The sequence below is a fragment of the Roseburia sp. AM51-8 genome (assembly GCF_003478275.1).
Lineage (GTDB): Bacteria > Bacillota > Clostridia > Lachnospirales > Lachnospiraceae > Pararoseburia > Pararoseburia lenta.
On sequence record NZ_QUEY01000004.1, the window covers coordinates 1 to 24,519 of the forward strand.

Genomic DNA, 24,519 nt, shown 5'->3' on the forward strand with positions numbered 1-24,519 from the left:
ATTTGCCACAAGGAGTGTCCCTATTGGCTATTTGCGCCAAATGGGACACTCCTTGTGGCAAATGGAACGTCCCTGCGGCACACGAAGATATATTACCACATAAAGATAGGAAATACACCCTTTTTATGCCTTTTTTTACGCTCATGTCCTGTATTTTGTACATTTCCCGTATTCCTATATGCATTTAGGATGTACTCCCTATCGCCTACTAAAATAGTATGAAATTAAACTTATATCTGTATGCTGTATTCCATATTTCCATGCACATGATAAACCGTATCGCTTGCCCCAATGACCCGGATTGCCAATTTTTCGGTAGGACAGGTCTCCTCTTTTGTGACAAAGATCTCGATGCCATCCTCTGTCTTTTGCATGGAGAAGTCGATACCGCCTGCTTCATCTTCCAGGCGATACTTTCCATTACCTGCATATAAACACACTTCCAGAGATCTAAATTCCTGATCATTATTCCTGTAATCGGCAAGAAGCGGCACGATACCGCCCTCCTTTACAAAGACCGGTATGCGGTCCAGCGGCACAAAGAGTTCATAGGTATGATTGCCCTCAAAGACCTGACCGGTAAAGAAGTCTGTCCACTTGCCCCCCGGCAGCCAGACACTGACCGGTGCCAATCCCTCTTTATTTTGCCTGGTCACAACCGGAGCCACGATCATTTCCGTGCCAAAGTAATACTGGGTCTTTGCCTCATAGGCTTCCTTGCAGTCATGCAGATAATACATAGGCATGACAATAGGAAGTCCTTCCCGCGCCGTCCTGACATTTGCCGTATAAAGATATGGCAAGAGGCGGTGACGCAACTGCAGGAACTTGGTCACGATCTTTTCTGCCTCTGTCCCATAAAGCCATGGTTCCTTGCTCCATTTATCCCGGGTAGAGTGTAAACGGTTGATCGGAGAAAAGACGCCCAGTTGTACCCAGCGGTATAGAGTTCCGGATTGCCCTTGCTTCCCATATGCCCGCCAATATCATGTGACCACCAACTGTAACCCGTATTTGATGCTGCAAGGGTAAAGTACGGCTGGTAGGCAAGACTCTTCCAACGCACGATGGTATCGCCCGAAAATCCCAGCGGATAACGGTGGGAGCCGCATCCGGCATAGCGCGAAAGGATAAGTGGCGTTCTGCCATCCCGCCCGGCATCTAAGGTATGATAATGGTTGAGCAGCCACAGAGGATCCAGCCCCTGACGATTGGACTTGCGACCCTGCTGCCAGTCGATCCACCAGAAATCTACACCATCTTCTTCGTAAGGATGTAAGACCAGATCAAAATAGGAATCTACAAATGTCCGGTCGGTAAAGTCAAATTCTACCGGCTCCTTGCTTGCCGGATCAATGCCATTCGCCTTTGCCATGGCAGGATATTGCTTTTCAAAATAGCGGATGCCGTCATGGGGATGCAGGTTCATGGTAATAGCAAGCCCCCGCTCTTTTAAGTCGCGAAAGAACTGCTTGTAGTCCGGGAATAAGTCTGTATCAAAGGTATAGCCCGTCCAGCCCCTGCCCCAGAATTTGCTGTGGGTCGTCGCATCCTTTGGCACATTTTTTACCAGATGCCAGTCCATGTCGATGGTGGCAACGGTAAGCGGGATTCCCTTGTCTTTAAACTTATCCATCAGATCAATATATTCCTGCTGCCTATATGCATAGTAGCGTGACCACCAGTTTCCCAGTGCGTATTTGGGCAAAAGCGGTGTAAATCCTGTCAAACCGTAAAACTCGCGCAGACCGCCCAGATAATCCTTGCCAAATGCCAGAATATAGCGGTCGATATCGCCTGATCTTCTGGCAGATAAGGTGCCGTTTTCTTCCAGAAGATAGGATGCGGAATCATCGATCTCCGCTACCCCCTCCAGAGAAAAGATACTGTCCGATAATTTGACCGGTCCCTTATTTTCTCCAAATAAAATACGGTCGCCCAAGCCATTATCCAGGGTTCGGAATGTCCCACCCAGCGGATGTACCTGATGGCTGTCTACCCAGTAGTTCTCCAATTTCACGGACACAAGCAGGGTCTCCTTATCCACATGAAAGACCCGGTCTGCCGTCGTCACTTCGATATCCAGCATATTATCCTTTACCGAAAAAGACGGGCTGCCAAAATCACGATGCATGATCTTCTGCGTTGCCAGATCCGCAAAGGTATCTCCTTCCACACGCTCCAGACGCAAAATATGGTCTGTAATAATACTCAGACGTATCTGTCCGCTCACATAGGTCTTATTTTCTGCAATCGATGCAGCCTCCACATAAAAACGATCCATAGAAAAAACCTCCCGCACTCTAAGTTGTCATAATTATACCACAACTTGTGCGAGAGGTCGCAATTTTCAGATATTTTACATATTCTTTTTTGCCAAAGAAATTCTCCTCCGATCTCTGCGCCTTTTAGTCTGGGAATCCAGGAAAAAGGCAAAAACAGCGATCACTGTATAAGCCACAATACAGATCGGAATCAGATGCTTGGACTCATACTTCTGGGAAAGCCTTCCAAAGATCAATGCAGATGGAAATGCCACGATCTGGGTTACCAGAAGTGCTAAAAGAAGTCCGGTCGAATCCAGCCCCAGTGCTGTTCCATACGCTGTAGCCATATCGATAATGGTATATACGCCATCAATATAGCAGAAGAAATGCAGAATGACCCACATCATACAAAACCCAGGATTTTTCCAGTTTTGTCAGTTTCAGTTTACTCATTTTATACTCCTTTTACCTGCAAAATAATGTATCTGTCACAGGAGATAAAAGCTTCATGCCAGCGCACTCATCTCCCATAACAAATAACATTATAAAAGCACCCCTTAGGGTGCTTCTATCTGCGTTTTGTTAAAAGGTTGTAAACTGTCTGTAAAATCGCGGAAATTGCTGTACGCTCCATGTTGGGAAATCCCATAAGATCCTGCCAACGTATTGGGGTCTGTCAGCATAACAGAGGGTCGCTGCCAAGACCATGGATGAAATATATAAAAGATCGATCTCTAGGGATGGGTACAGGTCTGCGTAAGTATCATGATGCTCATGCAGGGCCTTGACATCAAAGGTAGGTAAGACCATCTTTTGAAATGGGATCTGTTCTAACAGGCATTTGTGCAAAGCACTTTCATACTGCACATGCTCGGCAAGACTGCCTGTAAAATAGCCATTGTGCACATGGGTAAAACTGTCTGCGATGTAATGGGTCAACTTGCCCAGACGGTAAAAATAGATCCCTCCACCCGGCGTCGACCGTTCCAGTTTTTTGATCAGATGATCCATGGTCTGACTGCTGTTCTCATAATTGTGTCCGAAAAACTTTTTATTACCTTTCCATCCATGCAGATAGGTGACCTTGTTGACATCCGGTGCAATTGCCCCATATATGTATGCATTTTTTTCCAGCATGGAAAAACCTCGCAGATACTGCCCTGCGATATGTTCTGCCAGATATTTGTGACTCAATGTTTTCATTTACGCTTTGCATCCCTTTCACACTGCGCCCAGTCCCGCGCTCATCTTTTCTCTTTTTACCTTACATATACCATTATCCACGTTCTCTGTAAAAAAGATACCACCTTTTGTGTAAAAGTCATGTTATTTCTGTGAACAGATGCTATTTAAAATAAGATAAAGCCTCATTTAAGAATCCTGCCTGCTCATTCATCTGTCCCGCCATTTCCGCCACACCATTCATCATGGCATTGAGTTCCTCAATATTGGCTGTCATTTCCTCGGTTGCGGCAGCATTGGAAGAACTTACATCCGTAAGTCCATTACTATTGTCCGTGATATTCTGATTCAAGCAAACCATCTGATCTACCAAGCCCTTGATTTCTTCCGCCTTGTCCGCTGTCCGACCAATCTGATCATCTAAACTAGCAAACTCCTGCAAGACGCTGCTGATCTCCTCTTTTTGCACAGCATTATCGGAAACAACTTCCTGAGATGCCCGCATACATGCCTGACACTCCTCTACTAATCTGAAATAATCTCTTTGATATTATTTAATTCACCGCTTGTATTATCAGATAGCACACGAATCTCTTCTGCCACCACTGCAAATCCTCGACCGGCATCTCCTGCACGGGCAGCCTCAATGGATGCATTGAGTGACAAAAGATTGGTCTGTCCGGAAATATCTTCAATTACGCCGATGATATCACTGACTTTTTCCACAACCGCATTGACCTTTTCCACACGCTCTGCAATAACGCCAATGCCTTCTTCCATCTTTTCACTGCTACTTTGCATATGATGCATCTTTTGGTTCATGATAGCACTGCTCTCCAATACAGAATGTGTCTGGGTTTCGATATCCAGAACAGAAGCATCGATCGTCTGTGTCTCATCATGCATACTTCCCAGATCCACATTGATATCGGAAATAGAAGTCGCCATATTGGTAGAACCGATCGCAACATCCTCTACTGCCTTACTGATCTCTCCATTGGCAGCCAGAGTCTGTTCGCTGGTATCATTTAATTTGCTGCTGTGTTGTGCCATAGCATCGCTGGTAGCACGAATCTTTTCTACGATACCGCCCAGTGTACCCGTCATATCTTTTACACTGGTTGCCATCATGCCGATCTCATCATTGGTAATTTTAATACCGGAAAAATCGGCATTCATATTACCATTGGCAACCTCCTCAATAATACCGCTTAAGGTCACAAGTGGCTTTACCAGCCTTCTGCCAAAAATAAGTGCCGCAATGCTGGCCAGAATAATGAGTACGATCAAAATACCAATGGCTGTCCTTGTTGTGGTATTGATTCCGGTAAGTGCATCATCTTCATCCGCACTGACAACAACAATATTGTTATTACCAATAATGGAATATCCGGCATATTTTTCTACTCCATTAAAATCATAGGTCACAACCGCATCTTTTGGATGCTCTCCCTCTGCCAATTGCTGTACCAAACCTTTGACGACTGTATTCTCTACCGGATTGCCTACCTTATCCTCCGTCGGATGATATAACATGGTGCCATTTTCATCGACCACATAGACATAGGAACTCTCCATCCCTTTTACACCGACATCGTCTAAGATAGCGGCATAGCCATCATAATCCAAATCATCTTTGCCACTTTGTTCAATATCCGTTTCAATCAACTTCGCATAAGAATCTACCATATCCAGCATGCTATTTTGCACCGCCGATCTGATGTATTTTCTACTGCTGGACACCAGTACACTCAGACAGATAATGTTAGATAGAATAACCATGATCAGCACAAGTGCATCAATTTTTACCGCGATCGTTCCTCTCTTTTTTGCTTTACTTTCTTTCATCTTTCATTCCTCCATACATCCTTTATATCTTAATGCCCTATGCCTGATCCGGACTATGCCCCGATGCCCCCACGGGATCCATGCCATCCAGCGTTTCCATATCATCATAAGACAATTCAAAATCAAAAATCTGCATATTCTCCGTCATCCGACTCGGTGTGACCGTCTTTGGTAGTACAACAATATCGTGTTGGTGTTCCCAGCGAAGTGCAATCTGTGCTACTGTTTTGTCGTATTTATTTGCCAAGGACAGCAAGGTCGGGTCATCAAAAATGCGTCCTCTGCCCAAAGGACTCCACGCTTCAACAATAATCCCCTGTTTCTGGCAAAAATCCACAGTTTCTCTCTGTAAAAATCCAGGATTGATTTCTATTTGATCCACCATAGGAAGCACTTCCATCTCCAAAATCGTCTCTAAATGCCGCACCAAAAAATTTGACACGCCGATGGCTTTCACTTGTCCGCTCCGATAAATATCGATCATGGCTCGCCAAACCTGCCGATTTGTCTCCTTCCAATCTGGGTCAAAAGCGTCCGATGCCGGCCAATGTACCAAATAGAGATCCAGATAGTCTAATCCCAAATTCTCCATGGTCTTTTCAAAAGATGCCATCACCTTATCATAAGTATTTTCTGTTTTCCAAACTTTACTGGTCACAAACAGATCTTTTCTTGCCAGACCCCCTTCTGCTATCGTGTCCCGGATAGCCTGACCAACCGCAACTTCATTTTCATAAAAAGCCGCTGTATCCACGTGCCGGTATCCACGACAAATTGCCTCTGTTACAGATTCTTTTGCAAGTGTCGGATCCGTGATCTTATAAGTACCAAATCCTAAAACAGGTATCTTTGTTTGATTTAAAAGTGTCATAGTCTGCATAAAAAGAGTCTCCTTTATCTGTATCTAAGCCTCATAATACACATATTGTCCCTTACCTCCCGCCTTGGCAGCGTATAAGGATTTGTCCGCTTTCTTGTAGAGGTCATAATAGCCGCCATCACAGGCGCTGGAAAGACAGATGCCCATACTGACGCTGATGACAAGCCCCTCATACTGGCAGGAAACACTATCAAAGATGCGCTCAACGATATCCTTGATGTCATCCTCCTGCTTGTAAGTCATGAATACGACAAACTCATCCCCGCCGTATCGTGCGGCAATGTCCTGTTCCTCACGGATGCAGCCCTTGAGGCAATCGGATACCTTTTGCAAGACACAGTCTCCGAAATAATGTCCATGGGTATCATTGATCTTTTTGAAAGAATCTATGTCAAAAATGATAAATGCAGCGTCCACGTACTTTTCGTTATCGATCTTGCTCTTGATCAGAAGTTCGCCAGTCACATGATTGTAAAGTCCGGTCAATAGATCCAGTGATGCCTGCTTTTCCAAAGACTCCCGCAGGTAATCCTGCCGATAGCGGTCTGTAACATTGCGCAGGCTGACAATACCGATAATATCTCCCTGGATATTGTCCTTGGTCAGATAGATCGTCTTATTGATCCACATCTCTTCTCCCGTGGAATCCAGGGTGCGGTAATCCTGTCGCAAGAGTGTCTTCCCATCCTGATAAGCCTCCACCATATAAGACGCAGAGGAAAACTTGCGGTATTCCGCCAGCGTATCCTTTGACACTCTGCCCTGCCATCTGGCGCAATATTCATCATAAGCACATGGTGTATGGATGCCTACGGTATTCAATACCCTTACCATGCCATTGGTCTTTTTATCTCTTTGGAAGATCTCATTCTCGATCAGGTTTTTTGAAAAATTGACCTGATATAAGACAACCGATTCAGTCAAGAGAGCATCCCGATACTGTTCCGCAGTCTGTAACATCCGCCTTAATTCCATATTCTTTCGTCGTATGATCTCATCATACTCATAGCGATGGGTCACATCGCGAAAGGTCACCGTGATCTGCCCATGCGCAGGATCCGGCACCAGCATCAGGTTGATCCACCGGTAGCCCTGCTCGATCATAAAACGGAAATCCCTGCTGATCTTGTCTGTCTTTGCCTCTTTTTTCCCTAGCAGAAAAAGAGAATCCTCTGCCAAAACAGATTGTAGATTCTCTTTGTCTTCCGGATGGCAAAGTCCGACCAGACGATCTCTCCAGATGTCACGATCCAAAACGTCATCTGTTCCCCATGCATCCCGTCCGTCATAGATGCAGATGACCTTCTTGTCCGCCAGGTTCAACTGATATATGCCCTCATATTGTTCAGATATCATTGCCAGAACCCTTTTTTCCAGTTCATATCCTTTCCCCATATTGTATTGTCTCCAAATCCTTGCATTTTGCTTTGGAATTATCTATCGCAATATGTATATTATACCATCCTTTATTCGTTTCTCCAACTAATAAGTGTATTTTGTCGTCAAAAAATATACTGGATCTTGTGCTTTTTCCTGCAAAAGATGTATTGGCATCCTATCATCATGCATCCTGCCATACTTCTTCTGCCACTTCCTTGACCAGTTTTAATTTTGCCCACTGTTCCTCCTCTGTGATCGTGCCCACCTCCGCTACGGTGATGACATATTTTAATTGTTGCAGTGTCATGCTTTCTTCTCCTCCATCACATCTTTATCGATCAGTATCTTTTTGAGTTTCTGTGCTGCAGCGTTCATCGGGCGTTTGGCATCGTAGACCAGACAGATCCTGCGCGCCGGGATTTCTTCCTCCAGTCGGATCCCGATCACCTCCTGCGCCATAAGGGCAGGTTCCGCCATCTTTTGTGGCAGAAAAGCCAGTCCCAGATCACTTTTTACCAGAGGCAGTACCTGGTCGCTCGTCGCCACCTGGGTTTCCGGCAAAAATTCCTCTCCCTGCGCCCGGAACCACTCATGGTAAAAGCGGTAGGTCGTTGTCTCCTGCCCCAGACAGATCAAAGGATAGCCCTGCAGATCCTTCAACTTCTTATTTTGTCCCAAAAGATCTGAAAACATGGGACCACCGATCAGAATATCCTGAAAATCCTCCAGAGGAACTTCTTTGAGCGGCGCTTCTACCTGTATGGGCGTCGTCACCACGGCAAAATCGCTTTCTCCACTGCGCACCGCACGGATCGCCTGCGGGGTCGAATGGTTGCTGATCTTTAGGCGTACCCCCGGATACTCCCTGTGAAAAACCCGCAGATGGTCCAGAAGAAAGATATTTAAGGCGATCTCACTGGCGCCTACGGAGATCGTTCCGTGTTCCAAACCTACACAATCCGACAATTCTTCCTCTGCCAGTTGAAATTGCTGCATGGCGGCAGACACTCTGACATAGAGTTTTTCGCCCTCCGGAGTCAGATAAACCCCACGGTTGGTGCGGACAAAAAGGGTGCAACGCAACTCATGTTCCAGACAATTCATAGCCCGGGTCACATTGGGCTGGCTGTTATTTAAGGCATGTGCCGCCTTGGTAAAGTTCTTGTATTTTGCCACATAGTAAAAGATCTTATAATACTCAAAATTGACATTCATAGGCCTTCCTCTATCATATCAAATCATGATCATTATCATATCAATAATATCTTTTATTTATTGCTACCATAAAATTATAATCACATTAGAAAGAGAAAACAACTAAAATAGGAGATGATTTTTATGTCATTGGTATTACCAAGAGAAGAAGAAGTGGAAAATATGTTTTCCAGAATCCTGTCTTCTGACCAGTATTGTGAACGATTGATGGATGCTTTTTACGATCATCTGTGTGATGACAAGCGCACAACGGACCCGGATCCCCATCATTTTGCAGAAGTCCTGCTGGGCGCTTACAAAAACGGTGATGTCAGTGCCTTACTGCTGGAACTGTTTAACCGCAGCATGTTTGACCTTTTAAAGGAAACTTACCTTATCCCGAAGCGTTTTCATGGGAAGAATGGAGAAAATCCTGTCCTTTTGACCGATGTGGACGGAAACCTGCTCAATGACAAGGCAGACCTTGTCTCCAGACATGAATATAAGAAATTCCATGAGATCTATCAGGCGCATCATGCCGCCCCACGTTCCAAACTCTATCTCGCCGACGCCTATGATCTGGTTCGCTACTACACCTCCGGTATGGATATCTGCGAGAAAGCGGAAAACAGGGAGCGCGGCATCCTCATCCTCTATGCCCTGCCGGATACCAAAAAATTAGGTCTGACCGAAGCCCAGGCTTATGATGTAATCTGGTCGACTTTCCATGATATTCAGGAAGAAGCCTATTCCGCTATTGTATATTACGGACAGGAAACCGGCATCCGCTCCGGCAAATCGTTTGATGAACTCGGCGTCCTGCTTCCCATCCATCAGTTTGAAAATAAGATGCTGCAGCACCTAAGTGTGATCGACGGACTGGTACTTTCCTGCCGTGAAGAAATGATAAAGACTGCCGGCAGTGACAGTCTGGATCTCTAGGAAAAGAGGCAGCATGATGAATACATTACAAGCCCAACCCGGCATCAAAAAAAACCATATGGATATTTTATGGCATGACTACAGCGACCCCAACGATACCATGCCGATCATCTCTGCCACACTGCCTGCCAAGGCATCTGTCATCGGGCGTGTCGGCATCATGATGTTAGCATGCGGAACCGGAGCCTGGCGTGTCCGCAGTTCCATGAATACCCTATCCGAACTCATGGACATCACCTGCACAGTGGACATTGGACTCATGTCGATCAACTATACCTGTATTGACGGAAACGACAGTTTCAGCCAGTCTCTCTGCCTGACCAATACCGGAGTCAACACTTCGCAGTTGAACCGTCTGGAAAAGTTTGTTTCCAATTTTTCCAAAAACGAACGACAGCAGACCTGTGAGCAGATTCATTCTGCTCTGGATGATATCGAAAAAATACATGGCTTATACTCACCACTCACACTAGCCGCCTCTGCCGCTCTAGCCTGCGGAGCCTTCACTTTTCTGCTGGGCGGCGGCATTGTGGAAATGCTCTGCGCCTTTGTCGGCGCGGGCATCGGCAATTACATCCGCTGTAAACTGTCCAAGCACCACTTTACCTTATTTTTGTGCATCATTGCCTCCGTTTCCGCCGCATGCTTGTCCTACACGCTTTTATTAAAACTCTTAGAGGTCATCTTTGCGGTACGGCTGGAGCACGAAGCCGGCTATATCTGCTCCATGTTATTTATCATTCCCGGCTTTCCTTTCATTACAAGCGGTATCGATCTCGCCAAACTGGATATGCGATCCGGCACCGAGCGTCTGGTCTACTCGCTGATCATCATTACGGTCGCTACCATGACCGCATGGATCCTGGCTATGTCTTTGGGCTTACAGCCTATGGACTTTTTGCCTTTGAACTTAGTCCTCTGGCAATGGATCCTGCTCCGCCTGCTCGCCAGTTGCTGCGGGGTCTTTGGCTTTTCCATTATGTTTAACAGTCCCGTGCGACTGGCACTTGCCGCCGGTCTGATCGGTGCCATTTCCAATACCGTAAGGCTGGAACTAATCGACCTGCTTGCCCTGCCACCTGCCGCTGCAGCCTTTATCGGGGCTTTTATCGCCGGTCTCTTAGCCTCCACCTTAAAGGGATTGGCAGGCTATCCGCGTATCTCCCTGACCGTGCCATCCATTGTCATCATGGTTCCGGGGCTTTTCCTTTACAAGGGCTTTTATAATCTTGGCATTATGAACCTGACGGCTGCGGCTTCCTGGCTGGCATCCGCACTCCTTGTTATCTTAGCCCTGCCTCTTGGGCTGATCTTTGCCCGCATCCTCACCGACAAAACCTTCCGCTATTGCACCTAGATACCACAGAGATACCACAGGGACACTCCTTATGGCAAAAGGAACGTCCCTGTGGCGCATAAAAGATCTACAACTTGGCAACACTAAAAGTAGTTGAAGTTGGAGGTCTTTTTTATGAGCACATACAAGGTTGAGATCTGCGGTGTCAACACTGCCAAACTGCCCTTACTATCCGATGAAGAAAAGAATGAACTTTGGGATAAGATAAAAGCAGGGGACGCGCAGGCACGCGAGACCTATATCAAGGGAAATCTGCGCCTGGTGCTCAGTGTCTTAAAACGTTTTCCGGTCATGGGGAAAATCTGGACGACCTCTTTCAGATTGGCTGCATCGGGCTCATCAAATCCATTGACAATTTTGACCCGACTATGAATGTCAAGTTTTCTACCTATGCTGTTCCCATGATCATAGGCGAACTCCGCCGCTATCTGCGTGACACTTCCAGCAGTATCCGCATTTCCCGTTCCCTGCGCGATACCGCTTACAAAGCAATCGTTGCCAAAGAAAATCTCCTGCGCACCAGCGTAACAGAACCTACCATGGACGAGATCGCCGCTGCCGCAGGCATCCCGGTGGAAGATATGATCTATGCCTTAGATGCCATGCAAAGCCCCCTGTCCCTCTATGATCCTATCTACAATGATGGCGGCGATACCTTATATGTCATGGATCAGATCAGTGACAAAAAAATAAAGAAGAGAACTGGGTCGAAAGTCTCTCCTTAAATGATGCCCTTGGAACCTTAAGTCCAAGAGAATCCCATATCATAAAATTGCGTTTTTTTGAAGGGAAAACCCAAATGGAAGTTGCCTCTGAGATCCAGATCTCCCAAGCCCAGGTTTCCCGCCTCGAAAAAAACGCCTTAAAATCCATGGAGCACTATCTTACCGGCTCCACTTGTCGCTCAAAGCATTGATCTGATCGGCAAATTTTGCCAGATCCTTATTCGCCATGCCCTCGCAGTCCCGGATCACGCGCATAAGCCGCTCTCCTGCGGCAAGCAGTCTGGCGAATACATTGGAAGATGCCTTGGAGGATGGCGTCTTCTTTTGTTTTACCTGTCGGCTGCCCTGCTCCAAGCAGGCTCCGGTCAGAAGATCAAAGCGGTCGCCGGAATAAGGTGCATACGCCTCATAGCCGTATTTTTCATGGATGGCATCTGCAAAAGAATCACAGACAGCATCCTCCCCATGTACGACAAAGACCTTCTTTGGCGCCTTTTCAAAGCCGCCCATCCAATCCAGCAATTTATTCTTATCGGCATGACCACTGATCCCCGGCAGATTTTCAATCCGTGCCTCCACATGGACAGTCTCACCAAAGAGTTTGACCTCCTTAGCCCCATTTAAAAGGTTAAAGCCTAGAGTCCCCGGCACCTGATATCCCACAAAAAGAATGGTAGATTCCGGTCGCCAGAGGTTGTGCTTGAGATGGTGGCGGATACGGCCTGCCTCACACATACCGGATGCCGAAATAATGACCTTTGGCTTCATGTCAAAGTTGATCATCTTGGACTCATCACTGGTCACTGCCATCTTTAAACCCGGAAAACGGATCGGATTCTTGCCCTCGGCGATCAACCTCTTTGCTTCCTGACTAAAACATTCCGATACATTATCATGAAAGACCGCAGTTGCCTCCACCGCCAAGGGACTATCCATATAGACCTCAAAATCCTCTAAATCAGACAGCATGCCCTCCTCTTTGATCCTGCGGATAAAGTAGAGCATTTCCTGTGTCCTGCCGACGGAAAATGCCGGTATGACCAGATTGCCTCCCGCCTGAAACGTAGATCGCATGATCTGTGCCAAAGCCTTGGCAAAATCGATCGGCGCCTCATGCAAGCGGTCTCCATAGGTGGATTCAATTAACACATAGTCTGCCTCTTTTAAGTATTCCGGCTCCTTAATGAGCGGTCGGTTTCCCTGTCCGATATCCCCGGAAAAAACCATCTTTCGCTTTTCATTTCCTTCTGTCAGCCAGACTTCAATGGACGATGATCCCAAAAGATGTCCGGCATCTACAAAGCGGACCGTGATCTCATCGCAGACCTTGATCGTCTCATGGTAATGCACCGGCACAAATTGCTCCAAGACACCTGCGGCATCCTCAACCGTATATAAAGGTGTGACCTCCGGCCTTCCGGCACGTTTTGCCTTACGGTTCTTCCACTCTGCCTCAAAAGTCTGGATATGTGCGCTGTCCTTTAACATGATGTTGCAGAGTTCACACGTCGCCTCTGTCGCATAGATCTGCCCCCGGAAACCATGCGCATACAAAAGTGGCAAAAGCCCCGAATGGTCGATATGTGCATGGGTCACAAAGACATAATCAATACTGCTCGCCTGTACCGGGATCTCTTGGTTTTCATAGATATCCGGCCCCTGCTCCATGCCGCAGTCCACCAAAAACTTCTTATCGCCCACTTCCACATAATGACAGGAACCTGTCACCTCATGGGCTGCCCCCAGAAATTCAATGATCATACCTTCTCCTCCGTTTCGTCAGAAAATTTCCTGTTCCATATCCATATTATATAACATTTTTCCAAAAAATCACACTACTTTCATACCATTTTCCTGCCGTGCCATCTCCCGATGCAGCCGCTTCATGATCTTTTTTTCCAGACGGGAAATATAGGATTGGGAAATTCCCAAAAGGTCTGCCACCTGCTTTTGCGTCAGTTCTTCCCCATCTTTGCTATGTAGCCCGAAACGCAGTTCAATGATCATCTTCTCCCTGCCGTTTAAGGTCTTTAAGGCCTGATGTAATAGTTTGAGATCTGCCTGCGTCTCCAAATCCCGGTAGATCACATCCTCGTCCGTGCCTAAAATATCCGACAAAAGAAGTTCATTTCCATCCCAGTCCACATTGAGAGGTTCATCAATCGAAACCTCCAGTTTCTGCTTGTTATTTTTACGCAGATACATAAGGATCTCATTTTCAATACAGCGCGACGCATAGGTCGCCAGTTTGATGCTCTTGGAGGCATCAAAGGTATTGATTGCCTTCATCAGACCGATCGTGCCGATGGAGATCAGGTCTTCGGTTCCCACCTTGGTATTATCAAATTTCTTGGCGATATAGACGACCAGACGCAGGTTATGGGCGATCAGTTTTTCCTTTGCCTCCTTATCCTGATGATCCTGCATAGCCTCGATACATGCCTGTTCCTCTCTTGCATTCAAAGGTTCCGGAAGCACCTCACATCCACCGATGTAAAGCAATTCCAGTTTCTCTCTCGTAAGCCATCGAAACAATAAACGCATATGCTCACTCCCAACAAAAATCTTTATGTAATATCATCTGGTAATTTTTCCCCTGAAACAAGGATGCCTTGCCAAATCCCAGCAGGATCTCTTTCTGGCTGACCATTTTTCCCGCCTCTTTCATCAGGAATTTATCTGCTGCCACGATCTCCATAAAATCCTGCCCTGCCACCGTCTCATAGGCGATCAGACGCATCCGCTCTGCCGGGATCTTCCATTTCTCCTTATAGTCTTCCGACACCACGCAAACCGGTCTGCCACTGATGGGGTCACGCAAGAGATTTCCGGTATCGGCGAGTGCCTGCATTTTTCCACATGCCCACACACTAGGATCGCCACTTCCCGCTGCTCTCTTTTTCTTGCCTGTAAGATCGATGCAATGACCGTAAGCAAAAAAAACAAAGCACATGCCAGAGGCAATAAGAAGTCCCGGATCTCCGCCGGCAGATACAGATCCAACAGGGACACCAGCCCGCCCAATCCTGCATAAACGATCAGCAGGCGAAAATAAAGGACTGCCAATGCCTTAGGGGCTGTCCTTTCAAATGCCAGTAACAGCATGAGTGGATTGACAAGAAAAACGACAAAAATGACATAGCCCCAAAAGGAATGTAAAAACAGATATGCCAGACAGCCAAGCCCCGTAGCAAGCAGGCTCGCTAAGACCAGCCTTGGCACCGACATAGATTTTTCCTGCCAGATCGCAAGGGCTAGAAGACTTGCCAGATCCAGCATAAGATTTTGTAGAACAAGAACATCCAAATAAACGACATAAATAAAAAGCCACCTCCTTTTGATAAGATCAATTATAAGGAAGTGGCTTTATAAATTCTGTCGAAACGAGCCTGCTAGATTATTTTCTTGTGTTCTTTAAAAATTCAGGAATCTTGATGTCTTCCTGCTTGACTGTGCTGGTCGGCTGCTGTGGCTTGGTCAGTGGTGGGAAGTTGCCCATACCGCCTCCTACAGATGCTCCACCAGCCTGTGATGCTGCCGATGGTCTCGGTGCCTGTGTCGTAGGCTGTGTATGTACGCCTGCGCCAAATCCGCTTACGGATGGCTTTGGTGTGCCAAGCCCGCTGGCATACTGCATATTATTTAAGAGAGAACTGCCCATAGATGGCTTTGGTGCTGCTGCCGGTGCGTCCTCTAAGCCTGTAGCAATGACTGTGATCGTTGCTTCATCCGGCTTGGACTCATCATACTTGGCACCGAAGATGATATTGACAGAATCTCCTGCAAGATCCTTGACATAAGTAGATGCTGCATTGGCATCCATAAGAGAAATATCTCCGGAAATATTGATAATGACATGTGTTGCGCCATTGATGGTCGTATCCAAAAGTGGACTCTCTACTGCCATACGAACAGCCTCTGTTGCCTTTTCGTCACCCTTGGCTGTACCGATACCGATATGAGCAAGACCCTTGTCCTTCATAACAGTCTGGACATCTGCGAAATCCAGATTGATCAGAGCCGGCAGATTGATCAGGTCTGTAATACCCTGTACTGCCTGCTGTAATACTTCATCTGCCTTCTTGAGTGCTTCCGGCATAGTCGTTCTGCGGTCTACAATCTCTAATAATTTATCATTCGGGATCACGATCAAAGTATCAACATTTTCCTTGAGTCTCTCAATACCGGACTCTGCGTTGACCATACGTGTCTTTGCTTCAAACTTGAATGGCTTGGTCACAACACCAACGGTAAGGATGCCCTGCTCCTTGGCGATCTTGGCAACAACCGGTGCTGCACCTGTTCCGGTTCCGCCACCCATACCACAGGTAACGAATACCATATCTGCGCCCTTGACATTGGCTGCGATCTCCTCTGCGGTCTCCTCTGCTGCCTTCTGACCGATCTCCGGCTGTGCGCCTGCACCAAGACCCTTGGTCAGTTTCTCACCGATCTGGATCAATGTCGGTGCCTTGCAAAGGGAAAGTGCCTGCTTATCTGTATTGATCCCGATAAACTCAACACCTGCGATATTCTCATCAATCATTCTATTCACAGCGTTATTTCCTGCGCCACCTACTCCGATCACGATAATCTTGGCACTGGTATCCGCTTCATTCGTCATTATTTCAAGCAAGGTCTTAATCCTCCTTCTTCCTATCTCAAAATCTATGAGTGAACCCATAAATCCTATTCTACAAACCCATATAGATTATAATATATAAATTTTATTCATTTATCAACCTATTTTTCAAAAAAATTGAAATTTATACAGGCTATTCTTTTGGTCTTTCAAACACAATATCTGTGTTATCCGGTGTCCAGTTTTCTAAATGTAGTGTTCCGCTTTGTCCTTCCAGATTTGGCAGGATATGTGGCAGACGCATGATCTTTTCTTCCACGTTAGTATCATTTCCCACACAGATCAGAATACTTCCGTAAACGACCGTAATGTGGCCTCTTTCATCAAAAGAAAGGCTGCTGATCGCAATGTCGTACTTCTTTAAGATCTTTAAAAGATTTAACATGAAGGATAACTGGTCTTTTTCCAGCCCGACCTTACTGCCGACCTTTGCCTTATCCAGGGTGATCCCGGACACCTGCATCACATTTTCAATGACGCGGTCCGACACCTCCACCACTTTTCCATCTTCATCAAAGTAAGCCATACGGTTGTCCGAAAGCAAAACGCATCCGAAAAGTTTCTTTTCCGTCACGTCGATCTCCAACTTGTCATAGCCCTTGATCTTTACCTTGATCGCGGACACAAAAGGAATATCGGTCTTTGGCTTGATGAGGTTCTTGCCCCAGGCATAGACCGTATTCTTGGAATAGGAGTCGTCCAGTACCAACTGCTTGATCTCCTCCTCCGTATAGACGGTATTGCCTTTGACCGTCACCGTATGCACCGTACAAAAAGCATAGATCGCCATAGCTGCGACAAGCAGGCAGATGATCACACCCAGGACTATATTAAAAAAGTAAAAGCGGAACTTGGAAAATTTCTTCTTTTTTTTCTTTGGGATCTCTTGGTTGTTTCTTCCTTTTCGTTTCATCAATCACAGTCTCCATCCTCTTTCTATCCTAAGTCTCCACATGCGCACTCTTTGACACGCTGAGGGCTACGCCCATCTCCGCGATCAGAAACATGATGGAGGTTCCTCCATAACTGACAAAAGGAAGCGTAACACCGGTGTTTGGCATGGAATTGGTCACAACGGCAATGTTTAAGATAACCTGTAAGGCGATATGCACCATAATGCCGATCACCAGATAGGATCCAAACATGTCTTTGGCATTGGTCGCGATCAAAAGCAGACGCCACAATAAAAGAATATACATAAGTATCACACAGATGGCTCCGAAAAGTCCCAGTTCCTCACAGATGATGGAAAAGATCATATCATTCTGCGCCTCCGGGACAAAGCCCAGTTTCTGGATACTCTCGCCCAGCCCCTTGCCAAAAAGTCCGCCGGATCCGATCGCATACAAGCCCTGCAGGGTCTGATAGCCGGTGTCGTAATTTTCCGGGTGTAGCCAGATCTGCACACGCTCCTGCCGGTATGTTCCAAAAATAAAGACAACCGCCAGTAAAGCAACGCCCACAAAAGCAAGGATAAACGGTGCCGTCTTGGGACTGGAAATAAAGACCATGATAAAGGCGATCCCCACAATAATGATGGCGGTACTCAGGTTGTTATAGGCAACCACCACAAAGATAGGCAAGATCGTTGCCAGCAGTTTTATATTGCCCTTGAAGGTGCGCATAGCCATCGGTCGTTTACTGATTACCGTTGCCAGATATAAGATCACGGCAACCTTGGCCAGTTCGGACGGCTGGAAGGAAAATCCTGCAATGTTGAGCCAGCGGGAGGATCCATGACTACTGGTTCCCACAAAGTTTACCGCCAAACACAGAACCGTCGCCAAAAGATACGCCACACCCGCAAATTTGGCAAAAAATGGTAATCCAGTTTGACACAGATATAAAGCAGAACAAAACCAAGTCCTGCTGACATCGCCTGTCTTTTCAGATAATAAATGGAACTGCCGAACTTCAAGGTTGCATTATAGGCACTGGTACTATACAACATGACAAGACCAAAACCTAAGATACATATGATCATCAGCAGTAAAGTATAGTCGATATATTTGGTTGTTCCGGTGCGCTTTCTTTTCTTTTTTTGCGCAGTCACGGCTCTCTCCATGCATTACTCCTTTAGATTTCTTACATATGCTTTAAAGATATCTCCACGCTGTTCATAATTGTCAAACATGCCCCAACTTGCACATGCCGGTGATAAAAGAACAGCCTCGCCCGGTTCTGCTGTCTCATAGGCAATGTCTATGGCTTCCTCTAAAGAATCCGCAAAGACATAATCATGAAAATCATGTGCATCGGCGCAGACCGCGATCTTCTTCGCCGTCTGTCCGATCAGGACCAGTTGCTTGACCTTGCCATCAAAACTATCGATCCACTCATCATAAACGGACTCCTTGTCATAACCACCACCGATCAGGACTGTCCTGCGGTTCATGGCACAGATGCCCTTGATCGCGGCATCCGGGTTGGTTCCCTTGGAATCGTTGTAAAAGGCAATGTCATTCTTTTTGCAGACAAACTCGATACGGTGTTCTACTGCATGAAAGTCTCTCAGTCCCTCCCGGATCGTCTCCATCGGCACGCCCATGCCATCGCAAAGTGCAACCGCTGCCATAACATTTTCATAATTGTGTGCACCTAAGATATTGAGTTCTTCCACCGAAATAATATGCTCGGTCTTTCCATTTCTTGCCCACAGGATCTCATTTTCCTGTAGATAGAGCCCAGCATCCAAAGTCTCGGTGCTGGAAAACAAGACGACTTTTTGCTCTAAGGTCTTTCCAAAGGCACGCAGGACTTCATCATTATAATTGAGCACACACAGATCATCCCTGGTCTGGTTCTTTACGATGCTCTCCTTGGCAGCAATATAATTTGCCATGGTATGATGGCGGTTCAGATGATCCGGCGTGATATTTAAGATCGCAGCCGCTTTCGGTGCAAACGTATCAATGGTCTCCAACTGGAAACTGCTGATCTCTGCCACAACAACCGTATCGTCTGTCGTCTCCTCTGCCACGCTCGTATAAGGAATACCGATATTTCCAACGACTGCCACATGTGCAAAATGTCTTGCCATGATCTGACCGACCAAGGTTGTTGTCGTCGTCTTACCATTGGTTCCGGTAATGGCTACCACGTGCCCCTTGCCAAGGACATATGCCAGTTCGATCTCGCCCCAGATGGTCATGCCCAAAGCTTTCATCTTTTCTACCAAAGGAATATCCAGCGGCACGCCCGGGCTCAAAACGGCAATATCAAAGGACTTTAACATATCCTCCGATACATCCCCCAGGATCAGTTCCACCGGTGTCAGTTCCGGGTTCTTGCTGCGGAATGCTGCCACATCCAAAGCCTCATTACCATCCTGTATATATACCTTTTTTGCATGATGCAGCAAGAGTTTTGCTGCTGCCACGCCACTTTTTCCTGTTCCTACGACAAGTACTGTCTTATTTGAAATATCCACAATCTGCCTCCTGACTTTTCTCGTTTAAAGTGCTGCATATCCGATCAGGCAAAGCAGTGCCGTGATGATGGAAAATACGGCTACAACTCTGGTCTCTGACCAGCCGGAAAGTTCAAAATGATGATGGATCGGTGCCATCTTAAAGATACGTTTTCCGTGTGTCAGTTTAAAGAATGTCACCTGGATGATCACGGATAAAACCTCTACCAGATAGATCAGACCCACGATCAGGATAAAGAGTGGCATCTGTAACATATAAGCCGTTGCTGCCACAAAACCGCCCAGTGCCAAAGATCCGGTATCTCCCATAAAGACACTTGCCGGGTAGACATTAAAGAGCAAAAATCCTAAGAGTGCTCCCACGACCGCACAGGTCACCGGCTCGATTCCACTGTTCATCCCTACGGCTACCACCGTAAAGAATACTGCAACCAATACCGTTACCGAAGATGCCAGACCATCCAGTCCGTCTGTAAAGTTGACGCCGTTGACCGTACCGATCACGGCAAAATACATGAGCGGAATGGCAAGCCAGCCCAGATCAATGTAATGTCCGCCGGAAAACGGCACCAGCATGGTCAAAGAAACATCCGTGTAACGCACCAGATATACGGCAAAGATCGTTGTCACCACGATCTGTAAAAGCATCTTCTGCCATGCCAAAAGTCCATCCGAACGGCGCAGAACAACCTTTAAATAATCATCCAGAAATCCGATAACGCCAAAACCTACCGTAAGAAATACGATCGGTATGATCTTGGGATAACGTGACACATAAAAAAGAGATGTGATCACGATCGCTGCCAAAATGATCAGGCCGCCCATGGTCGGCGTTCCTGTCTTGATCTGATGCGACTCCAACTCCTCACGCTCCGTCTGTCCAACCTTGAGTCTTCGTAAAAAAGGAATAACAATAGGTCCTAGAATCGTTGCTATCCCAAATGAAATAAGTACCGGAAATAAAATTTTTTCAACCATAACGACTCCTTGTTTATTATGCATTCTTTTGCAAATTTCATTTTTTTCAACTAAATAGTATAAGTGTTTTGGCACTATTGCGCAACTGCACTATCCGTATTTTTTTCGGTCTCTTCCACGCCCAGATAAGGCAGGATGTTTTCAAACAACTGGCTGCACACCGGTGCCGCGATCGTGCCGCCATAATAAATGCCTTGGGGCTCATGGATAATAACGATGGCTAAGACCTCGGGATCCTCTGCCGGGGCAAACCCGATAAAGGAAGCGATATACTTTCCGCTCCCGCGAGGAAGCATCTGCGATGTCGCCGTCTTGCCTCCTACGGCAAAGCCTGCAACCTGACCGTTCTTACCGGTCCCCTCCGCTACCACCTGATGCAAAAGACCTCGCAGGATCTCAGAGGTCTCCTTTGATACGACACTGCCTTTGTCCTTGGTCTTGTAAGTTCTTGTCACCTTGCCATCGCGATCCCGGCAGGTCAGTGCGATATGCGGGGTAACGCGCTCTCCCCCATTGATCAGAGAGGACACTGTAGATGCCATCTGTATGGGCGTTAATTGAAAAGACTGACCAAAGGAAATGGTCGCCAGTTCCACTGGGCCTACATTTTTTAACTGGTGCATGATGGTCGCTCCTTCGCCGGGCAGGTCGATCCCGGTCGTCGAAAGCATCTGGAACTGTTCAAAATAATGAAAGAAACGCGGCGCTCCCAGACGCAGTCCCAACTGGATAAAGACCGGATTGCAGGAATTCATGATGGCATGGGTAAAATCCTCGCTCCCATGTCCCGTTGTCTTGTGACAACGGATCCGCGTATCCTCCACCGTGATACTGCCATTACAGTAAAAGGATTCCTCCGGCGTGACTACCCCTTCTTCCAGTGCCGCAGCCGTTGTGATAATCTTGAAAGTCGATCCCGGTTCATAGGTATCACTGATACAGATATTGCGCCACATCTCATTTAAAAGATCGGTCTTCTCCCCAGTCTGCCCCGCCATGTATTCCGTTAAGGTAAAAGGTTCCTGCAGGGAAAACTCCGGTACGTTGACCATGGTATAGATCTCCCCATTTTTCGGATTCATGACAATAATCTCCACACCGGATGCCTGATGGCGCTGCATGGTCTGTTCTGCCAACTGGGTGGCGAAACGTGAAATATTGTAGTCCAGCGAGACATAAAGATCATCCCCTGCCTCCGGTTCCAGCCGAACCTCCCCCAGTTCGGCGACCTCCACGCCTCTGGCATCCGTATAGGTCAGAATCTTTCCATCCTCTCCCTGCAAAGCCTCATCATAATAAGCCTCCAGCCCGATGATGCCCTGATTGTCGCCACCGGTAAAGCCTAAGACCTTAGATAAGATGCGATCATAGGGATAATAGCGCTTGTAGTCATCATCCACCTTGACCCCTGCAAGATCATAGGCACGGATGGCATCCCCAATGTCTTTTTCCACATTGGTCTTGATCTTTCGATGGAGGACACCTTTTCTACTTTCTTTCGTATTTCTTCCTCCGTCAGCCCCAGTTCCTTAGTCAGACAGGAAATGACCGCCTCCGGATCCTCGATCTGGTTATGTATGACGGAAATTGTGCATACCGTCTTATTTGACGCAAGAATTGCGCCATTTCTATCAATAATGCGTCCTCTTGCCGCCTTCACCTTGCGCTCCCGCTGCTCCACCTCTACCGCCAGTTCCGCGTAATGGCTTGCCCGAAAGATCATCAGATAGCCTACGCGCAGCCCTAAAGCCAGCAAAACGACGATAAAGGTCCCACCGATCAGTTTTGCCTTTCGGTGGGAGTACACACGCAATCGTTCCATGCCAAGCCTCCATAAAACGCTTTATCACATTTTATTCTGCTGCCACAGAATCCATACGTTCAATATTCATATAAGGTAAGATTTGTGAAAAGATATTCTTTGCAATGTAGGAGGATTGTGAGCAATGTGACTGGTCTGCCACATGCGGCTCATCCACGACCACATAGACCACGACCTGAGGATCGTCTACCGGAGCAAATCCGATAAAGGATACCACATAGTTACCGGATCCACGCGGCACTTTTTCCGCCGTACCGGTCTTACCACCGATAGCATAGCCCTCAACTGCTGCCTTGGCACCGGTTCCCTCACTGACGACTGTGTACATATAGTCGCGCAGGGTGTCACTGACTTCCTGGGAAACCGTCTCCTTGGTCACGACCGGACTGATCTCCTGCACGGTATTGCCGGAGCCATCCACGATCTTTTTTACCACATGCGGCTGATAGATATTGCCACCATTGATCAGGGAGCAAAAGGAGGATGCCAACTGGATCATAGTCACATTGAAGCCCTGTCCGAAAGAAGAAACGGCAAGGTTTGACTCCGTCCGCGCCAACTGTTCCTCACTAAAGATCAAAGATGCCGTAGATGCCTCACCCGGCAGGTCGATGCCTGTCTTTTGTCCGAACCCGTATTCCCTGCTGTATTTGGCAAAGTTGGCAGGTCCGATGGCGCGCACCATCTGCATCAGGGCATCGTTGCAGGAATCCCTCAGAGCCCCACGCAGGTCTTCGGTACCATGACCACTACGGTTGACACAGTGGATCTCATGTCCGCTGACCCACTCGCTACCATCGCAGATATAGGTCTCATCCCCACGCAGGCTGCCGGAGTCCAGTCCCATAGCCTCGGTAAACGGCTTAAAGGTAGAACCCGGTTCAAAGGTATTTGAAATCGTATAATTCTGCCAGAGTTTATTGAGTTGGTTCATCTTGTCTTCATCCGACATTCCCGCCAGTTCTTCCTCTGTAAAGTATGCACTCAGATCCTTTGGATTATTCAAATCAAAGTTCGGATAGGATGCCATGGCAAGCACATCCCCGTTTTGTGGATCCATAACAAGGACTGCCGTATTATTACTGCCGGTCGCCTGTCCTTCCGTCTCCTGCTTCATCTCTTCGTTTGCCTGTAAGATGGCACTCTCCACGATGGACTGGATATTGGTGTCTATTGTTGCCACCAGAGAATAGCCGTTTTCCGGTTCAATGACCGTCTGCTCCAGATTGCTGTCAGCATTCAGATACCCATAAGATCTGCCATTGGTACCGTTTAAAGTATCGTTATACTGATTTTCCAAGCCGATCACACCGGTCGTTGCATTAGCAAAGCCGATCATGGCACTTGCCAGCGAATTGTAAGGATAAGTCCTTGTATATTCTTTTTCAAACCAGATCCCCGCGATCTGATCCTTGGTATCTTCGCCGTTCATTAAGGCTTCAAAAGCCGCCTTTTCCTCATAGGAAACATGCTTTGCCAGCACTGTATATTCCCGATCCGGGTTGTCTGTGATCTCCTGATTGACCTGGTCCGCCGTGATCTCCGGGAAGCACTGGGTCAGATAGGCGATGGTAGATGAAATCTTTTCCTCGTTTGCATGCAAGACCTTGCTGTCCAGGATGACATTATAAACATCTACGCTTGTCGCAAGAACCGTCCCCTTGCTATCCACGATGTCACCGCGCTTATACGGAATGATCGTACTGTCATATTCCTGCTGTGAGAGCACGATCTTTTCGTATTTCTCCCCACTCGTGTATTCGATATACATGAGCCGGAAGATCAAAGCCACAAAAAGAATGCATAATACTCCAAAAACAATGTAAAGCTTATTATGCATTCTCCTAAGTAACTTTTTCGGTTTTTTCCTTC

Annotated in this window: 19 protein-coding genes and 5 pseudogenes; 3 read left to right on the plus strand and 21 right to left on the minus strand. The window is 47.0% G+C overall.

Annotated features, from left to right (window positions below; translation table 11 throughout):
* Positions 1-230 precede the first annotated feature (230 nt).
* The 10 genes and pseudogenes from DW996_RS09250 to DW996_RS09285 all read right to left on the minus strand — a co-directional run bounded on the left by DW996_RS09250 (position 231) and on the right by DW996_RS09285 (position 8,772).
* Positions 231-836, minus strand: a complete 606-nt coding sequence (locus DW996_RS09250; protein WP_330428885.1) for a hypothetical protein — start codon at positions 834-836, stop codon at positions 231-233.
* 6 nt (positions 837-842) lie between these two features.
* Positions 843-2,284: pseudogene (locus tag DW996_RS09255) on the minus strand (TIM-barrel domain-containing protein); the annotation flags it as partial.
* 129 nt (positions 2,285-2,413) lie between these two features.
* A pseudogene (locus DW996_RS09260) lies at positions 2,414-2,662 on the minus strand (MFS transporter); the annotation flags it as partial.
* Between the two features lie 187 nt (positions 2,663-2,849).
* Entirely contained in the window at positions 2,850-3,470 is a 621-nt protein-coding gene (locus DW996_RS09265) for a zinc dependent phospholipase C family protein (protein WP_118281932.1), read from the minus strand.
* Positions 3,471-3,612: 142 nt separating this feature from the next.
* Positions 3,613-3,954 (minus strand): hypothetical protein, encoded by a 342-nt coding sequence (locus DW996_RS13420; RefSeq protein ID WP_147403551.1) that lies wholly within the window; start codon positions 3,952-3,954, stop codon positions 3,613-3,615.
* 20 nt (positions 3,955-3,974) lie between these two features.
* Positions 3,975-5,297, minus strand: a complete 1,323-nt coding sequence (locus DW996_RS09270; RefSeq protein ID WP_147403552.1) for a methyl-accepting chemotaxis protein — start codon at positions 5,295-5,297, stop codon at positions 3,975-3,977.
* A gap of 37 nt (positions 5,298-5,334) precedes the next feature.
* A complete protein-coding gene (locus DW996_RS09275) occupies positions 5,335-6,177 on the minus strand; it encodes an aldo/keto reductase (protein WP_118281934.1) in 843 nt (280 codons plus the stop codon).
* A 24-nt stretch (positions 6,178-6,201) separates the two neighbouring features.
* On the minus strand, positions 6,202-7,572 hold the full coding sequence (locus DW996_RS09280; protein ID WP_118535526.1) for a GGDEF domain-containing protein: 1,371 nt from the start codon (positions 7,570-7,572) through the stop codon (positions 6,202-6,204).
* A gap of 166 nt (positions 7,573-7,738) precedes the next feature.
* Positions 7,739-7,864, minus strand: coding sequence for a hypothetical protein (locus DW996_RS13625; RefSeq protein ID WP_279220163.1), 126 nt, complete (start codon positions 7,862-7,864; stop codon positions 7,739-7,741).
* Entirely contained in the window at positions 7,861-8,772 is a 912-nt protein-coding gene (locus DW996_RS09285) for a LysR family transcriptional regulator (protein ID WP_118281936.1), read from the minus strand. Before DW996_RS09285 ends, DW996_RS13625 begins: the two co-directional genes overlap by 4 nt.
* 123 nt (positions 8,773-8,895) lie before the next feature.
* Here DW996_RS09285 and DW996_RS09290 point away from each other — a divergent pair, with 123 nt between their 5' ends.
* The 3 genes and pseudogenes from DW996_RS09290 to sigG all read left to right on the plus strand — a co-directional run bounded on the left by DW996_RS09290 (position 8,896) and on the right by sigG (position 11,966).
* Complete coding sequence (locus tag DW996_RS09290) at positions 8,896-9,693, plus strand: DUF4866 domain-containing protein (RefSeq protein ID WP_118535527.1); 798 nt, start codon at positions 8,896-8,898, stop codon at positions 9,691-9,693.
* Positions 9,694-9,706: 13 nt separating this feature from the next.
* The gene (locus DW996_RS09295; RefSeq protein WP_118535528.1) at positions 9,707-11,050 is read left to right on the plus strand and encodes a threonine/serine ThrE exporter family protein; all 1,344 of its coding nucleotides are present in this window, start codon (positions 9,707-9,709) and stop codon (positions 11,048-11,050) included.
* Positions 11,051-11,164: 114 nt separating this feature from the next.
* Positions 11,165-11,966 (plus strand): annotated as a pseudogene (gene sigG, locus DW996_RS14870) (RNA polymerase sporulation sigma factor SigG).
* Here the strand turns inward: sigG and DW996_RS09305 are convergent.
* The 11 genes and pseudogenes from DW996_RS09305 to DW996_RS09355 all read right to left on the minus strand — a co-directional run bounded on the left by DW996_RS09305 (position 11,935) and on the right by DW996_RS09355 (position 24,487).
* A complete protein-coding gene (locus DW996_RS09305; protein ID WP_118535529.1) occupies positions 11,935-13,536 on the minus strand; it encodes an MBL fold metallo-hydrolase RNA specificity domain-containing protein in 1,602 nt (533 codons plus the stop codon). The pseudogene sigG and the gene DW996_RS09305 overlap by 32 nt on opposite strands.
* A 69-nt stretch (positions 13,537-13,605) precedes the next feature.
* Positions 13,606-14,319, minus strand: a complete 714-nt coding sequence (gene sigE, locus DW996_RS09310) for an RNA polymerase sporulation sigma factor SigE (RefSeq protein WP_118281941.1) — start codon at positions 14,317-14,319, stop codon at positions 13,606-13,608.
* Between the two features lie 4 nt (positions 14,320-14,323).
* Entirely contained in the window at positions 14,324-14,596 is a 273-nt protein-coding gene (locus DW996_RS13630; protein WP_158575302.1) for a sigma-E processing peptidase SpoIIGA, read from the minus strand.
* Positions 14,506-15,081: a sigma-E processing peptidase SpoIIGA gene (locus DW996_RS09320; RefSeq protein ID WP_118535531.1), complete on the minus strand. Its 576-nt coding sequence runs from the start codon at positions 15,079-15,081 to the stop codon at positions 14,506-14,508. The genes DW996_RS13630 and DW996_RS09320 overlap by 91 nt, the downstream gene beginning before the upstream one ends.
* Before the next feature lie 91 nt (positions 15,082-15,172).
* Positions 15,173-16,411 (minus strand): cell division protein FtsZ, encoded by a 1,239-nt coding sequence (ftsZ, locus tag DW996_RS09325; RefSeq protein ID WP_118281943.1) that lies wholly within the window; start codon positions 16,409-16,411, stop codon positions 15,173-15,175.
* Positions 16,412-16,550: 139 nt separating this feature from the next.
* Complete coding sequence (locus DW996_RS09330) at positions 16,551-17,330, minus strand: cell division protein FtsQ/DivIB (RefSeq protein ID WP_118535532.1); 780 nt, start codon at positions 17,328-17,330, stop codon at positions 16,551-16,553.
* A gap of 28 nt (positions 17,331-17,358) precedes the next feature.
* Positions 17,359-18,482: pseudogene (locus tag DW996_RS09335) on the minus strand (FtsW/RodA/SpoVE family cell cycle protein).
* A 3-nt stretch (positions 18,483-18,485) separates the two neighbouring features.
* Positions 18,486-19,847: a UDP-N-acetylmuramoyl-L-alanine--D-glutamate ligase gene (gene murD, locus DW996_RS09340; RefSeq protein ID WP_118535533.1), complete on the minus strand. Its 1,362-nt coding sequence runs from the start codon at positions 19,845-19,847 to the stop codon at positions 18,486-18,488.
* Between the two features lie 24 nt (positions 19,848-19,871).
* The gene (mraY, locus tag DW996_RS09345; RefSeq protein WP_118281947.1) at positions 19,872-20,825 is read right to left on the minus strand and encodes a phospho-N-acetylmuramoyl-pentapeptide-transferase; all 954 of its coding nucleotides are present in this window, start codon (positions 20,823-20,825) and stop codon (positions 19,872-19,874) included.
* Between the two features lie 74 nt (positions 20,826-20,899).
* Positions 20,900-22,647 (minus strand): annotated as a pseudogene (locus tag DW996_RS09350) (peptidoglycan D,D-transpeptidase FtsI family protein).
* Between the two features lie 31 nt (positions 22,648-22,678).
* Positions 22,679-24,487 carry a peptidoglycan D,D-transpeptidase FtsI family protein gene (locus DW996_RS09355; protein ID WP_178011081.1) on the minus strand — a complete coding sequence of 603 codons (1,809 nt, stop codon included), beginning with the start codon at positions 24,485-24,487 and terminating at the stop codon, positions 22,679-22,681.
* Between the last annotated feature and the right edge of the window lie 32 nt (positions 24,488-24,519).